The organism is Vreelandella salicampi (assembly GCF_013415105.1).
Taxonomy (GTDB): Bacteria; Pseudomonadota; Gammaproteobacteria; order Pseudomonadales; family Halomonadaceae; genus Vreelandella; species Vreelandella salicampi.
Genome location: NZ_JACCDF010000001.1, coordinates 347,098 through 360,584, shown reverse-complemented (window position 1 = coordinate 360,584; position 13,487 = coordinate 347,098). Strand labels below are relative to the sequence as shown.

Here is a 13,487-nt window from a genome sequence, read left to right as displayed (position 1 = left end):
ATCAGATAAGCCAGGTATCCACATTGCTCGGTGCGCGCTTCTCCTGCAGACCCTTGAAGCCTTTAACGCAGCGTATAATCAGCCACACTGCTAGGGCGACTAACAGCGGGAAGCCGATCAACACAAAGGTGAGCAGTGAAAAGAGCGTGGCGTAGAGAAGGCCAATCCAGAATGTACGGATTTGATAGCGGAAATGCTCATCTAGCCAGTGAGGGCCTTTGCCGCGGTAAACGTAGGCGATGACCACCCCTATTAGCGAGGTAAAACCTACCACGAAGCTGGCAAGGTAAAGCGCATAGACCACCATGGCCATAGTGGTGTCCGGCCCTTTGCCCGATTCGTTGACGATGTTGCCCTCAGTGGGCGTTTCATTCTCTTCACCCTCACGCATACGGTTTCGTCCCTAGTAACGTTCTCATTGATGTCATATGGCGCGCTATGATAACGCGTCGTGCAACGCTTGGCATTAGCGGGCCGGTCGGGAAATTTCCAGCAGATTGCCATCTGGGTCGCGCAGGTAAATCGACTCAATCGGCCCATTGGCGCCTTGGCGTGCGACCGGCCCAAGCTCGATCTCGACGCCCAGTACGTCAAGGTGCTGCTTGAACTCGGATAGCGGCAGCTGGCAGCGCAGGCATAAATCTAAGCTGCCTGGTGTTGGCGTGGCGGAAACGGGGGCAATGTCGGTATCGGTTTGATGTAGCCGCAGTGCGGTATCACCGAGCATCAAGTCGACCCGCTGGGCGTCGCGGTAGCGCACATCAAGCCCTAACACACGCGAATAAAAGTCCACCGCGCGCGCCATATCGGTCACAGTAACGACAAGATGATCCAGACCTGAGAGCATGCCACAATCCTTAACGTATGAGATTTGCCGAGAGAATACGATGATGTGGCGCTGTCCGCTATGCCTTGACTCAAGAAGCGAGCTTTATCACCGCGATCAGCGCCGTGAGTATCATCAGTGTGCCACGTGCGCGCTGATTTTTGTGCCCAAGCCATGGCATTTATCTGCCGCTGAGGAGAAGGCGGAATACGACCGCCACCAAAACTCCCCCTTTGATGCGGGTTATCGCCGGTTTCTAAACCGCTTGTTCACACCGCTTAGCGAAAAACTGGCTCCTGGCACTGAAGGGTTAGATTTTGGCTCAGGTCCAGGGCCTACGCTTTCGGTAATGTTCGAAGAAGCGGGCCATCCGATGGCGAATTATGATCTTTTCTATGCCCCAAAGGCGTCGGTGTTAGAAGGCCGCTACGATTTTATTACCGCCACCGAGGTAGTGGAGCATTTGTCCGCACCCGGTGAGGTGTTGGCGGGACTGGTTTCTTGCCTGCGCCCTGGTGGCTATTTAGGGTTTATGACCAAGCGGGTGAAAGATCGCGCAGCCTTTACCCGTTGGCACTATATTCAAGACCCGACCCACGTGGCGTTTTTCAGTGAGTCGACGTTTCATTGGTGGGCGCGAGCGTCCGGGTTTTCGGTGGAGTTTCCCGGTGCTGACACGGTGATCATGCAAAAGCATTGACTTTCTCACCGTGCTGGCAATAATTGCGCGCCGCTCTCGCTCGGAAGCGCCTATCCACGTGTTGAAATGAGGTCGCGATGTCTCGCCAAATGCTCGCCATAGCGCTGGCTCCCTTGCTGGGGCTATTTATTCTCGGGATAGGCAATGGCTTTCTGTCCACGCTGATCACCGTGCGCTTGGATTCGGCGGGGGAGTCGGCGACGATGATCGGTATCGTCTCGTCGGCCTATTTCATCGGCCTGGCGTTGGGCGCCATGTTCAACGACCGTCTGCTGATGCGCATCGGCCACATTCGTGCCTATGGCAGTTTTGCCTCCTTGGTAGCTGTGACCGTGCTGATGCAAGGGCTCGTCAGCGACCCATGGGCCTGGTTTACGCTGCGCTTGATCGGCGGTTGGGCGACAGTCGGGGTGTATCTCGTCATCGAAAGCTGGCTGTTGACCTCGGGTGAGTCTAAATCGCGCGGCCGACTTCTCGCACTCTACATGATCTCGCTTTACGCCGCTGGCGTGGTTGGGCAGCTTTTACTTGGCGTGGTCAACGACATGGGCGAAACGGCGCCCTTTATGGTGATCGGTATGCTGGCCTCGCTCTCGGTGCTGCCGATGGCGATGATTCCACGTGTGTCACCGCTGATCGAGCATGCCGAGCCGCTGCCGCCATACCGCTTGATTATGTTGACGCCCACCGGGGTGGTGGGCAGCCTTGGCTCGGGGATGGTGGTGGCCGCCGCGTATAGTTTGCTGCCGCTCTACCTGCAGCGCATCGGCATGAGCGTGGCGCAAGTGGGCCAGATGATGGCCGTGGTGATTCTCGGTGCCATGTTGCTGCAGTATCCGATTGGCCGCTGGTCAGACCGTCACGACCGCCAGATGGTGTTGATCGCCATTAGTGCGTTCTGCGTGCTGATTTCTGCTGCCATGTTGTGGTTGCCGCTTTCCACGGCGCTTTTGGTAGTGCTGCTTTTTTTGCTCGGCGGTGGGGTGTTTGCCCTTTACCCGGTGGCGGTGAGCCACGCCGCTGACCGTGCCCCTTCAGGGGCGCTGGTGCGCATGAGCCAGGGGCTTCTGCTCATTAATGCCATTGGCTCGACGATAAGCCCCCTGATGATTTCACCGGTAATGTCGGCAGTCGGTGACGATGGACTTTTTTGGGCGTTCGGCGGCTTGAGTCTGCTCTTCTTGCTGTTTTTCGCTTGGCGGCGCGGCGTGCGTCCGGCGCCGGTTCCGGTGGCGCCTTTTACTGCGACAACGCCAATGTCGGCGGCCGGTGCCGAGCTTGTGGTCACCGAGGCGCTGGTGCAGGGGGCGCTCGAGCATGAGTACTTGGAAGATCTTTCTGATGCCGTGCCGGATGTATCGGTGGTCGAGCCAATGGTTGGTCCTCCGGCAGAAGATGAGAGCCATGTAGCGTATTTCGAGGATGCCCAGAAGAAGACGTAAGCCCTCTGCACTAATCCCAAGCGGTAAGCCGCTGGCGACACCAGGATTAGACGTTAGGTGAATGGTGTGCGAAATATAGGGAAACTACTATCATGAATAGATAATTCCCTAATTTCACAATGATTTCCACCATCATTCTCCCAATATAGAGGCCTTGCATGAACTACTACGCCGCCCCCGTGCGCGATCTGCGCTTTGTTTTAGAAGAACAGCTAGAACACCGCTCGCTTAAACTTCCGGTCTTTGAAGACGCGTCACCTGATTTGATCGAAGCCGTACTGGAAGAAGCCGCTAAACTGGCCAACGATGTTTGGGCGCCGCTCAACGATGTGGGCGACAAAAAGGGCACGACGCGCAATAGCGACGGCAGCATTACGACGGCGACTGGCTTTGCCGAGGCCTACCAAGCCTACGCCGAAGGCGGTTGGAATGGCATTGGTGTTTCTGAGGCGCTTGGCGGGCAAAACCTGCCGGAAGTCGTGGCAAGTTCGGTGCAAGAGATGCTCCACGGCGCCAACATGGCACTGGGTCTTTGCCCGATGTTGACCGCCGGTGCTATTGAGGCGCTGGCCCACCACGGCAGCGAGGCACAAAAAGATCGCTATTTGCCCAAGCTGGTCGAAGGCACTTGGACGGGCACCATGAACCTCACCGAATCCCAGGCGGGTTCGGACCTGTCGAAAGTTCGCACTAAAGCGACCCCCGAAGGCGACCATTACCGCATTAGCGGACAGAAAGTGTATATCACCTGGGGCGAACACGACGCCGCGGAAAATATTATTCACCTGGTACTGGCACGTAAACCCGATGCGCCGGAAGGCAACCGCGGTATCTCGTTGTTTTTGGTGCCTAAGTTCTTGGTCAACGACGATGGTTCCTTGGGGGAGCGTAACGATGTGACGTGCGCCTCCATCGAGCACAAGCTGGGCATCCACGGCTCTCCCACCTGCACCTTGAGCTTCGGCGAGAATGCGGGCGCGATTGGCTATCTCGTCGGCGAAGAAGGGCGCGGGCTCAACCACATGTTCACCATGATGAACGAAGCCCGCCACAAGGTTGGTGTGCAGGGCATCGGCGTGGCTGAGCGCGCTTGCCAGCACGCGTTCGCCTATGCGTTAGATCGTATCCAGGGTCGTAGCCCGCGCTCGGGGAAAGCCGATTGCACGATTAGCGACCACTTGGATGTGCGCCGGATGCTGCTTTCTATGCGCGCGCGTACCGACTCGCTGCGCGCACTAGCGCTAACGTGTGCAGCTGAGATGGATACTGCCCGCCACGGCGAATCAGACGAAGCGCGCGATCAGGCACAGGCGCGCGTCGATCTGTTGATTCCCGTCATCAAAAGCTTCTCCACCGACCAGGCAGTCGAGATTGCCTCACTGGGGATTCAGGTCCACGGCGGTATGGGTTACGTGGAAGAGGGTGGCGCCGCGCAGCTATTGCGCGATGCCCGTATCGCCCCGATCTACGAAGGCACCAACGGCATTCAGGCGCTGGATCTTGCCGGTCGCAAGCTACAACGTGATGGCGGCGACGCCATGACAGCGCTCATTGACGACGTTAATGCCACTGCCGATAGGCTTAAAGCCCACCCGCGTTTTGCCAGCCTAGGGGAAGCGCTTGCCGCCGGCAGCGACGACCTGCGCGCCGCGATGGCCGTGGTGCTGGCGCAAGGCCAAGAGCTTGGCCAGGATGCCGTTCAGGCCTACGCCACGCCGTTTTTGAACCTGGCCGGGCACGTGCTCTGCGCCTGGCAAATGGGTGAAGCCGCGCTAAAAGCGCAGGTGGCAATCGACAACGGCGCGAGCGATCCTTTTTATACCCAAAAGCTCGTCAGCGCCGATTACGTCCTCAAGCAGTGGTTGCCCGTCGGACGCGCCCAGCGCGCTGTGATTGATGCCGGCATGCAGTGCTTAAGCGATTTTACCGTTAGTTCGTAACACAGTTCGGCTCCCGGATACGGTTCTCAGGAAAACGACAAATGAGGTCATAATGACGTCAATCTTCGAACAGGATCTGCCCAAAACGCAGGCCAATCACGTACCGTTGTCGCCACTGACGTTTATCGAACGCTCGGCATCGGTGTATCCAGATTACCCAGCGATTATTCACGGCAGTACGCGCCGCACTTGGTCGGAAACCTGGACGCGCTGTCGGCAGCTTGCTTCTGCGCTGCAAAAACGCGGGCTTAACACGGGCGATACGGTAGCCGCGATGCTGCCCAACGTGCCAGCGATGTTTGAAGCGCATTTTGGCGTGCCGCTGGCGGGCTGCGTGCTCAACACATTGAACATTCGACTCGACGCTGACGCGATCAGTTACATGCTGGAGCACGGTGAAGCCAAAGCCGTGCTGGTCGATCCGGAATTTGCCGATGTCATTCAGGAAGCCGTTGCCAAACTGAACACCAAGCCGCTAGTGATTGATGTCGCCGATGTGGAATTTGTCGGCGAGACTCAAGGTATTGGTGAGGTGGAGTACGAGGCGCTTCTCGCCGAGGGCGATGCGGACCACCCCTACCAGTTGCCCGAGGACGAATGGCAGGCGATTTCGCTCAACTACACGTCAGGGACGACCGGAAAGCCCAAGGGCGTGGTCTATCATCATCGTGGCGCTTACTTGAACGCGGTGAGCAATATTCTTGAGTGGGCGATGCCGCACCACCCCGTATACCTGTGGACGCTGCCGATGTTCCACTGTAATGGCTGGTGTTTTCCGTGGACCATCGCCGCCAATGCCGGGGTAAGTGTTTGCTTGCGCAAGGTCGACCCCAAGAAAATCATGCAGCTGATTGCCGACGAGTCGGTCACGCATTTCAGCGGTGCGCCGATTATCCTCAATGGCTTGGTTAACCTGCCTGACGAAGATAAGCGCGACTTCGATCACGCAGTAAAAGTGACCACTGCCGGTGCCGCGCCACCCGCCTCGGTGATCTCTGGGGTGGAAAAACTCGGTATCGAAGTGACCCACGTATACGGCCTGACCGAAGTATATGGCCCGGTAACCGTTTGCGCCTGGCATGAAGCGTGGGACGAGTTGCCCATTGATGAGCGCGCCAAGCTCAAAGCCCGCCAGGGCGTTCGCTACCATATGCTTGAAGCGCTGTGTGTCGCCGATCCCAACACGTTAGAGCCGGTACCCAAAGACGGCGAAACCATCGGTGAAATCCTGATGCGCGGCAATAACGTGATGAAAGGGTACCTGAAAAACCCGGCCGCTACGGAGCAGTCGTTGGAGGGCGGTTGGTACCACACCGGCGATTTGGCCGTGTGGCACAAAGATGGCTATATCGAAATCAAAGACCGCTCTAAAGACATCATTATTTCCGGCGGTGAAAACATTTCCACCATCGAAGTAGAAGATGCCATCTACTCGCACCCGTCCGTGGAAGAGGCCGCCGTGGTCGCCAAGCCCGACGAGAAATGGGGCGAGACGCCGTGCGCGTTCATCAAATTGAAAGTGGGATATGGCGAGGTTACCGAAGAGGACATTATTGCCCACTGTCGCGAGAAGCTAGCGGGCTACAAAGTGCCTAAGACCATCGTGTTCAGTGAGTTGCCAAAAACCTCCACGGGTAAAATCCAAAAATTTGTGCTGCGCGAAGAAGCGCGCAACCAGTCATAGGGAGCAATAATGAGCGAAACGATTATTGGCGTTGTGGGCGCCGGCACCATGGGGCAGGGCATTGCCCAGGTCGTGGTCGCGAGTGGCTTTACGGCGAGGCTTTACGATGTCGCCGATGAGCAGCTTTCTCGCGCTCAGGGCAAGATCGACAAAGGCCTTAGCAAGCTCGTCGCCAAGGAGAAAATGAGTGAAGCGGATAAAAACGCCGCTCTTGAGCGACTTAACACCTCTACCGCGTTAGAGGCGTTGTCGGACTGCGATATTATCCTTGAGGCAGCGCCCGAGCAGCCTGGCCTCAAAGAGAAGCTGTTTCGCGATTTGAGCCATTTAAGCAGTGACGCCATACTCGCCTCCAACACTTCGTCGCTGTCGCTCACGCGCTTAGCGGCGGTCTGTGAACGGCCCGAGCGCGTGGTTGGCATGCACTTTTTCAACCCGGTGCCGGTGTTGAAATTGGTCGAAGTCATTCGCGCCGAGCAAACCAGTGACGACACCGTTAAGCGGATCGAGCAACTTGCTCACGATTTGGGCAAAACCGCCGTGCCGGTAGGCGATTCCCCTGGGTTTGCCGTCAATCGCCTGCTGGTGCCGATGATCAACGAGGCGGCCTTCCTGGTTCAAGAAGGGGCTGCCACACCAGACGCGGTGGACGAGGCCATGAAGCTGGGGGCTGCCCACCCAATGGGGCCGCTGGCGCTTGGGGATTTGATTGGCTTGGACGTCTGCCTTGCAATCATGGAAGTGCTGCAGGAAGGCTTTGGCGATCCGAAATATCGCCCTTGCCCGCTGCTTAAGCGCATGGTCGACGCCGGCTATCTGGGCCGCAAGTCCGGGCGCGGCTTCCACATTTACGACTAGCGTTGCGCTTTTGTTAGAAAGCGTCGGGTGTAAGAGTTACTCGACAAAAGAAGTGATTGCCACCCAACCAAGCGTTCGCTAGGGTTGGGTGGTGGTTTTGATAACGGTTTTTTACAACGGTCTTTTAACAACAGCTAACAACCGCATGTTTTAGAACAATAGGGAGCCCCCATGAGCGAAGCCGTGATTGATAAAGTCGATAACGATGGCGTGGTGCGTCTAACGATTAACCGTCCCCAGGCGCTAAATGCACTTAATAGCCAAGTGCTGACCGCGCTGGAAAAAGAACTCACCGAGCTGGAAGCGCATCCGAGCCTGCGTGCGGTGCTGATTACCGGTGCCGGCGAGAAATCTTTCGTCGCTGGGGCGGATATCACCGAAATGCGCGAAAAAACGCCGGAAGAGGCTCGTGCCTTTGCGGGGCAAGCGCTACGCACGATCAAACGTCTTGAAACGCTACCCGTGCCGGTGGTCGCGCTGGTTAACGGGTTTTGCCTTGGCGGCGGCTGCGAACTGGCGCTGGCCTGCGACTGGGCCGTCGCAAGCGACAATGCCATCTTCGGCCAGCCGGAAGTCCTTCTCGGCGTAATCCCTGGTTTTGGCGGCACCCAGCGGTTGCCGCGTCGCGTGGGACCGGCGATGGCGCTGGATCTTTGTGCCACCGGGCGTAAGATCGACGCCACCGAGGCGCTACGTATTGGCCTGGTCAACCGTGTTATGCCGCAGGCCGAGCTTGAAGCTTACGCCGATGAACTGACCAAACAGCTAATGGGCAACGGTCCGCGAGCGGTGCGCGGCGCCAAGCAAGCGATTCACGACGGCATGGATCAAGACCTCGACAGCGCCTTGTCATTAGAGACCTCGCTATTTGCGCTCTGTTTTGCCAGCGAAGAGCAAACCGAAGGCATGAGTGCTTTCGTAGAGAAGCGCAAACCTAGCTTCTAACCTACTATTTCATTCCAGTTTTACTTATTTAGGGGGTGGCGCTTGCGTCACCCCCGTTTTATTCTCGAAAGCTAACCATTAATTTCAATGGAATCGCTACGATGCAATGGGCTGCTTTTATCCTCGCCGCGCTTGGCTTTGCCTATCTACCCGGGCCTGCCATGCTGTATACCGCCGCGCAAACCCTGGGTCGGGGGCGACGGGCAGGGTGGCTAGCGGTGATTGGCGTGCATATGGGCTGCTACATCCACGTTATCGCCGCGGCGTTAGGCTTGGCGCTGCTATTTGCGGCCATTCCACCGGCCTACATTGCCATGAAAATCATCGGTGGTCTTTACCTGCTTTGGATGGGGCTACGGCTATGGCAGCAGGGCATTCGCGCCCATGGCGATGAGGTGCCGCTGGCAACCACGAAACGCGTGCTGCGCGACAGTTTCCTGGTAGAAGTGCTTAACCCTAAAACCGCACTTTTCTTTGTCGCGTTTTTGCCTCAGTTTGTGCAGCCCGAAAGCGCTATGCCGGTCGCATGGCAGCTGCTCTGGCTAGGTATCGCCACCAATGCGCTGTTCTCCTCTGCGGATGTCGTAGTGGTGCTACTGGCCAGCCCACTGCGCGAGTGGTTACAAAAATCCCACGGCTCCTCCCGGCTGATTCAGCGCATGGGGGGTGGCGTATTGATGGGGTTAGGCGGTAATACGCTGGCTCAAGCCGCGCGTTAACGAGCGCTGTCTGTCATGCACGAAGCTGAAACGCCCAAATGCGGCACCCTAAAAGCCGATTACCGCACGTCCACGCCCACCTAGCCGTCGCATCGGGTACAATGGCGCAAAATTTTGCTTGGAAACGTCGATGGCTCTTAGTGCAACGCCCTATAAAGTGGATATTAACCTGACCGATCTGGATCGCGGGGTGTACGAGACGCTGCGCTTTACCGTGGCGCGCCACCCGTCGGAAACCGAGGAGCGCATGACCGCCCGGTTAGTGGCCCATGTGTTGTGGTACAGCGATGCAATCAGTTTCGGTCGAGGCCTCTCCGATGTGGACGAGCCGGCCCTGTGGGAAAAGAGCCTGGATGGGCGGATACTGCACTGGATTGAGGTTGGCCAGCCCGATGCCGAGCGCCTGACCTGGTGTTCGCGCCGCGCCGAGCGTGTCTCGCTACTTGCCTACGGGCGCGTGGACATCTGGGAGCAAAAGGTGTTGCCAGCGGTTGCCACGCTCAAGAACCTGAACATCGCGGCGCTTCCCCAGGAGCCGTTGGCGGTAATCGCCACTGGTTTGCCTCGTGCCATTGGTTGGGCAGTAATGATCAGTGAAGGCACACTGTTCATCACCGATGAGCGCGGCCAGCATGAGCTGGCACCGCGCTGGTTAGTGGGTGATCGCTGATATTTGCGTCATCCGGGCTCGACGGCTCGCTCTCGGCCCGGGAACGGGACACTATCTTGCTTAGAGCTTGTCTTGCGTTTTGTACTCGAAGTCGCTGGCGTCGTGGCGTTCGTGCAGCTGCTCCTCAGGTTCCCCCCAAGTGCGGTTGACCATGCGGCCACGCTGAACCGCCGGGCGAGCATCGATCTCGTCTGACCAGCGCCGCACGTGGGTATAGGTGTTTGCTGCCAGGAACTCGGCTGCATCGTAAAGACGATTTTTAACTAACGCGCCATACCATGGGTAAATCGCCATATCGGCAATGCTGTATTCATCGCCGGCCATAAAGCGGTTTTCCGCCAAGTGGCGGTTTAGCACGTCGAGTTGGCGTTTGACCTCCATGGTGAAGCGGTCAATGGGATATTCAAGCGGCTCTGGGGCGTAGGCGTAAAAGTGGCCGAAACCGCCACCAAGCAGCGGCGCACTACCCATTTGCCAGAATAGCCAGGAGAGGCACTCGGTGCGTTTGGCTGGGTCTTCGGGTAAAAAAGCGCCAAACTTTTCGGCCAAGTACAGCAGAATGGCGCCGGATTCAAACACGCGTTGTGCCGGGATCGTGCTGTTGTCGAGCAGCGCAGGGATTTTGGAGTTGGGGTTCACCGCGACAAAGCCGCTACTGAACTGCTCGCCTTCGGTAATGCGAATCAGATGAGCGTCGTACTCAGCATCGCTTATGCCGCGTTCAAGCAGCTCTTCCAGCATCACGGTGACTTTGACGCCGTTGGGTGTGGCCAATGAGTAGAGCTGTAGTGGGTGCTTACCCTCAGGCAGCGCTTCATCGTAAGTTGGCCCAGCTTCTGGGCGGTTAATGTTGGCAAACTTGCCACCATTACCGGGTTCCCATTTCCATACACGGGGTGGCGTATAGCGCTCTTGGCTCATATTGGTGCTCCTTTTGTAAGTGCCCTAAGCCTAGCACGACAACGTAGGGCGTCTAACGTTGAGAGTGCTGTAAACGTGGCCAGCTATTATGGCTTCTGCCACCATAGCTGGCCAATCAGTACACGCTTTTCTAAATGAAGAGGCCATTTGATGCTTTGGGATGTTGTTTACATTATTGGGCTAACCACTCTCGCGGGAGCCTGTATTCCGCTGGGAGGGTTGCTTGCCAGTTTCGAGCGGATAAGGCCCAATTGGCTGGAAGAGGAATTCCGCCATTTCGTGATTGCCCTGGGCGGTGGGATTCTCCTTGGCGCGGTGTCTGTGGTTTTGATTCCAAAAGGGCAAGCGAGCATGGAAGATTCTCTTTGGGCGATACCTGTTATTTTCGCCGGAGGGGTACTGTTTTTCGTAGTGGAGCACATCCTGGGCCTGAAAAACCGTGAATCACCTCAGCTTATGGGCGTGTTGCTGGATTTTATTCCGGAGGCGATCGCGCTGGGCGGGCTTGCCGTGGTGAGTCCGAACACCGCCGTATTGATGGCGGTGCTGATTGCGATGCAGAATCTTCCGGAAGGGTTCAATGGGTATCGGGAGTTATCTAGTCAGCCAGGTTACACGTCCCGTAAGACGTTGATTTTTATGAGCTGCTTGGTGGTCGCCGGCCCACTTGCTGGTTTGTTGGGTTACTTTTTTTTGTCGGATCGGCCTCTGATACTTGGTGGCGTGATGCTGATGGCTTCCGGCGGTATTCTCTACCTTATTTTTCAGGACATTGCACCGCAATCGCGGTTGACGCGCCACTGGGCTCCGCCCCTGGGGGCGGTGGTTGGATTCTGCCTTGCATTGTTCAGTCATGATTTGGTGGGTCATATTTAAGTGGGATCTATCTCTTTCACTAGCAGAACGTTATCTTTGAACGCTTTGGCCCGCATTGGTAAAGCGCGTCATCGCCAACCTAGGAAAAACGATGCGTATTGATCAGCTGTACTGTTATCCGGTGAAGTCGCTAAAAGGAATGGCACTAAGCCAAGCGCAGGTTTTCGCACATGGTTTGGCGTGGGATCGGCGCTGGATGTGGGTGGATAAGCATCAGCGTTTTGTGACCCAGCGCCAGTTGCCGATGCTGGCAACCGTCGACGTAGCGCTGACCGATGAAGCCCTTGTGCTTTCGCACCCTAACGTCGCGCCGTGCTATGTGCCATTAGCGCCGCCAACCGGCAATTTACGCGTGGTCAGGGTGTGGAGTGATGACTGTAAGGCCTTGCCCGAAAGTAATGACGTGGGGCGTTGGCTGGAGGCGGCATTAGGCGAGGCAGCCGCAGGGCTTACACTTATGCGCTTTGCTACTGAGTTTACCCGCCCGGTTGAAGAGGGGGCCGCGCATACCTACTTTGCCGATGGCTATCCGTTTTTAATCACTAATACGGCGTCGTTGGACGCGCTCAATGAAGCGCTGATTGCTAACGGTGAGGCGCCTGTGCCCATGAACCGTTTTCGCCCCAATATCGTCGTGCACCATACCGCAGCGTGGGAGGAAGACCGTTGGCAGCGCATGACGGCCGGCGAGGTGGAATTCACGCTACGAAAACCGTGCCAGCGCTGCAAAATCACCACTATTGACCAACATACTGCTGAAATTGTCGAAGCCAAACAGCCACTTAAGACACTACTTGAATTGAATACGCAGCCGCATCTTAAGGGGGCGCACTTCGGCCAAAATGCCACGCTTAACGCTGGAGAGGGAAAAATACTGCGGGTCGGTGATTCGTTGCAAGCGGTGCTCGCAACAACGCATGAGCGCTAGCCGCCAATCGAACTAAGCTTTTCGTCTCGTTTTACCCGTCAAAGAGCCTTATGGATATGCTAGCCAAGCGGTCATTTAGGCCTAGTGCTTTTGCCTTACGAGCGTTGACGTGCACTACGCTTCGCTCTATGGTCTGCTACCAACGATCTGTTTCAGACGATTACATTTTTCAGGAGTTGCCGTGGATCTCGCCACACTAATAGGACTATTGGGGGCTGCCGTGCTGGTGGGCATGGCGGTGATTTTAGGGACGTCCCCTGAAGTGTTTATGAACCCCACGGGGCTTTTGTTGGTCGTTGGCGGCAGCTTATTCGTGGTGATGGCCAAGTTCACCCTTACCCAATTTAAATTCGCGTTTAAAGCGGCAGCGCGCGCGTTTAAATTTCAGCTCCCCAACACCCAGGAAAGCATCGATGAGCTGGTTGAGCTTTCCAAGCTTTCCCGTAAGCAGGGCCTTTTGGTGCTGGAGGGGCAGGATGTCAACTCTCCCTTTCTCGCTAAAGGGCTGCAGATGCTAGCCGATGGCTTTAGCGCGGAAATGATTCAGGACATGATGGGCAAGGAGCGCCTGTTAACGCTGGAACGCAACGAAGCAGGTGGCCGTGTGTTTTCCGCTCTGGGCGAGGTCGCGCCTTCCATGGGGATGATTGGTACGTTGGTTGGCCTGGTGCAAATGCTCGCCAATATGGAAGATCCGTCCATGATCGGCCCAGCAATGGCCGTCGCTCTTCTCACGACGCTGTATGGGGCCATGATCGCCAATATGTTTGCCAACCCCATCGCCGACAAGCTGTGGCTACGGATGAACCAAGAAGCCAAGATGCAGCAGCTTTGGATCGATGCGCTGTTGGCGATTAAGGGCGATAAAAACCCACGCGTACTGGAGCAGATGCTGACGATTTATTTGCCGCCAGAGCGTCGCAATCGCGCTGAGGATGAAGTGGACAGCGCGCGTGCGCCGGGTGAGTCAACCTAAGT

General features: G+C 56.8%; 14 protein-coding genes. 11 read left to right on the top strand and 3 right to left on the bottom strand.

Annotation, left to right across the window (positions count from 1 at the left end):
* Window position 1: 1 nt before the first annotated feature.
* Together HZS81_RS01740 and HZS81_RS01735 are read right to left on the bottom strand one after the other, a co-directional pair.
* Complete coding sequence (locus HZS81_RS01740) at window positions 2-391, bottom strand: DUF4870 family protein (protein WP_179928818.1); 390 nt, start codon at window positions 389-391, stop codon at window positions 2-4.
* 75 nt (window positions 392-466) lie between these two features.
* On the bottom strand, window positions 467-847 hold the full coding sequence (locus HZS81_RS01735) for a VOC family protein (RefSeq protein WP_179928817.1): 381 nt from the start codon (window positions 845-847) through the stop codon (window positions 467-469).
* 40 nt (window positions 848-887) lie between these two features.
* Between HZS81_RS01735 and HZS81_RS01730 the strand changes: the two genes are divergently transcribed.
* From HZS81_RS01730 to HZS81_RS01695, 8 genes are all read left to right on the top strand, one after another.
* Window positions 888-1,526: a class I SAM-dependent methyltransferase gene (locus HZS81_RS01730; RefSeq protein ID WP_179928816.1), complete on the top strand. Its 639-nt coding sequence runs from the start codon at window positions 888-890 to the stop codon at window positions 1,524-1,526.
* A gap of 77 nt (window positions 1,527-1,603) precedes the next feature.
* Window positions 1,604-2,968, top strand: a complete 1,365-nt coding sequence (locus HZS81_RS01725; RefSeq protein WP_179928815.1) for an MFS transporter — start codon at window positions 1,604-1,606, stop codon at window positions 2,966-2,968.
* A gap of 158 nt (window positions 2,969-3,126) precedes the next feature.
* Window positions 3,127-4,908, top strand: coding sequence for an acyl-CoA dehydrogenase (locus HZS81_RS01720; protein ID WP_179928814.1), 1,782 nt, complete (start codon window positions 3,127-3,129; stop codon window positions 4,906-4,908).
* 52 nt (window positions 4,909-4,960) lie between these two features.
* A complete protein-coding gene (locus HZS81_RS01715; RefSeq protein ID WP_179928813.1) occupies window positions 4,961-6,592 on the top strand; it encodes an acyl-CoA synthetase in 1,632 nt (543 codons plus the stop codon).
* A 9-nt stretch (window positions 6,593-6,601) separates the two neighbouring features.
* Window positions 6,602-7,450, top strand: a complete 849-nt coding sequence (locus HZS81_RS01710) for a 3-hydroxyacyl-CoA dehydrogenase NAD-binding domain-containing protein (RefSeq protein WP_179928812.1) — start codon at window positions 6,602-6,604, stop codon at window positions 7,448-7,450.
* Between the two features lie 171 nt (window positions 7,451-7,621).
* Window positions 7,622-8,395 carry an enoyl-CoA hydratase/isomerase family protein gene (locus HZS81_RS01705; RefSeq protein ID WP_179928811.1) on the top strand — a complete coding sequence of 258 codons (774 nt, stop codon included), beginning with the start codon at window positions 7,622-7,624 and terminating at the stop codon, window positions 8,393-8,395.
* Window positions 8,396-8,496: 101 nt separating this feature from the next.
* Window positions 8,497-9,114 carry a LysE family translocator gene (locus tag HZS81_RS01700; RefSeq protein ID WP_179928810.1) on the top strand — a complete coding sequence of 206 codons (618 nt, stop codon included), beginning with the start codon at window positions 8,497-8,499 and terminating at the stop codon, window positions 9,112-9,114.
* A 130-nt stretch (window positions 9,115-9,244) separates the two neighbouring features.
* Window positions 9,245-9,784 carry a YaeQ family protein gene (locus tag HZS81_RS01695; RefSeq protein WP_179928809.1) on the top strand — a complete coding sequence of 180 codons (540 nt, stop codon included), beginning with the start codon at window positions 9,245-9,247 and terminating at the stop codon, window positions 9,782-9,784.
* A gap of 60 nt (window positions 9,785-9,844) precedes the next feature.
* On the opposite strand, the gene yghU is transcribed toward HZS81_RS01695, so the two are convergent.
* Complete coding sequence (gene yghU, locus HZS81_RS01690; RefSeq protein ID WP_179928808.1) at window positions 9,845-10,705, bottom strand: glutathione-dependent disulfide-bond oxidoreductase; 861 nt, start codon at window positions 10,703-10,705, stop codon at window positions 9,845-9,847.
* 150 nt (window positions 10,706-10,855) lie between these two features.
* On the opposite strand from yghU, the gene HZS81_RS01685 reads away from it, so the two are divergent.
* The 3 genes from HZS81_RS01685 (at window position 10,856) to HZS81_RS01675 (ending at window position 13,485) form a co-directional block, all read left to right on the top strand.
* Window positions 10,856-11,581, top strand: a complete 726-nt coding sequence (locus HZS81_RS01685) for a ZIP family metal transporter (protein ID WP_179928807.1) — start codon at window positions 10,856-10,858, stop codon at window positions 11,579-11,581.
* A 91-nt stretch (window positions 11,582-11,672) separates the two neighbouring features.
* On the top strand, window positions 11,673-12,509 hold the full coding sequence (locus tag HZS81_RS01680) for an MOSC domain-containing protein (RefSeq protein ID WP_179928806.1): 837 nt from the start codon (window positions 11,673-11,675) through the stop codon (window positions 12,507-12,509).
* A gap of 181 nt (window positions 12,510-12,690) precedes the next feature.
* A complete protein-coding gene (locus tag HZS81_RS01675; protein ID WP_179928805.1) occupies window positions 12,691-13,485 on the top strand; it encodes a MotA/TolQ/ExbB proton channel family protein in 795 nt (264 codons plus the stop codon).
* The last annotated feature ends 2 nt before the right edge of the window (window positions 13,486-13,487 follow it).

Excerpts from the sequence above, each read along its gene's own strand:
- HZS81_RS01715 (WP_179928813.1), top strand. The coding sequence starts at position 4,961 with ATGACGTCAATCTTCGAACAGGATCTGCCCAAAACGCAGGCCAATCAC.
- HZS81_RS01695 (WP_179928809.1), top strand. The coding sequence starts at position 9,245 with ATGGCTCTTAGTGCAACGCCCTATAAAGTGGATATTAACCTGACCGAT.
- HZS81_RS01740 (WP_179928818.1), bottom strand. The coding sequence starts at position 391 with ATGCGTGAGGGTGAAGAGAATGAAACGCCCACTGAGGGCAACATCGTC.
- HZS81_RS01730 (WP_179928816.1), top strand. The coding sequence starts at position 888 with ATGATGTGGCGCTGTCCGCTATGCCTTGACTCAAGAAGCGAGCTTTAT.
- yghU (WP_179928808.1), bottom strand. The coding sequence starts at position 10,705 with ATGAGCCAAGAGCGCTATACGCCACCCCGTGTATGGAAATGGGAACCC.
- HZS81_RS01725 (WP_179928815.1), top strand. The coding sequence starts at position 1,604 with ATGTCTCGCCAAATGCTCGCCATAGCGCTGGCTCCCTTGCTGGGGCTA.
- HZS81_RS01720 (WP_179928814.1), top strand. The coding sequence starts at position 3,127 with ATGAACTACTACGCCGCCCCCGTGCGCGATCTGCGCTTTGTTTTAGAA.
- HZS81_RS01680 (WP_179928806.1), top strand. The coding sequence starts at position 11,673 with ATGCGTATTGATCAGCTGTACTGTTATCCGGTGAAGTCGCTAAAAGGA.
- HZS81_RS01710 (WP_179928812.1), top strand. The coding sequence starts at position 6,602 with ATGAGCGAAACGATTATTGGCGTTGTGGGCGCCGGCACCATGGGGCAG.
- HZS81_RS01735 (WP_179928817.1), bottom strand. The coding sequence starts at position 847 with ATGCTCTCAGGTCTGGATCATCTTGTCGTTACTGTGACCGATATGGCG.
- HZS81_RS01705 (WP_179928811.1), top strand. The coding sequence starts at position 7,622 with ATGAGCGAAGCCGTGATTGATAAAGTCGATAACGATGGCGTGGTGCGT.
- HZS81_RS01685 (WP_179928807.1), top strand. The coding sequence starts at position 10,856 with ATGCTTTGGGATGTTGTTTACATTATTGGGCTAACCACTCTCGCGGGA.
- HZS81_RS01700 (WP_179928810.1), top strand. The coding sequence starts at position 8,497 with ATGCAATGGGCTGCTTTTATCCTCGCCGCGCTTGGCTTTGCCTATCTA.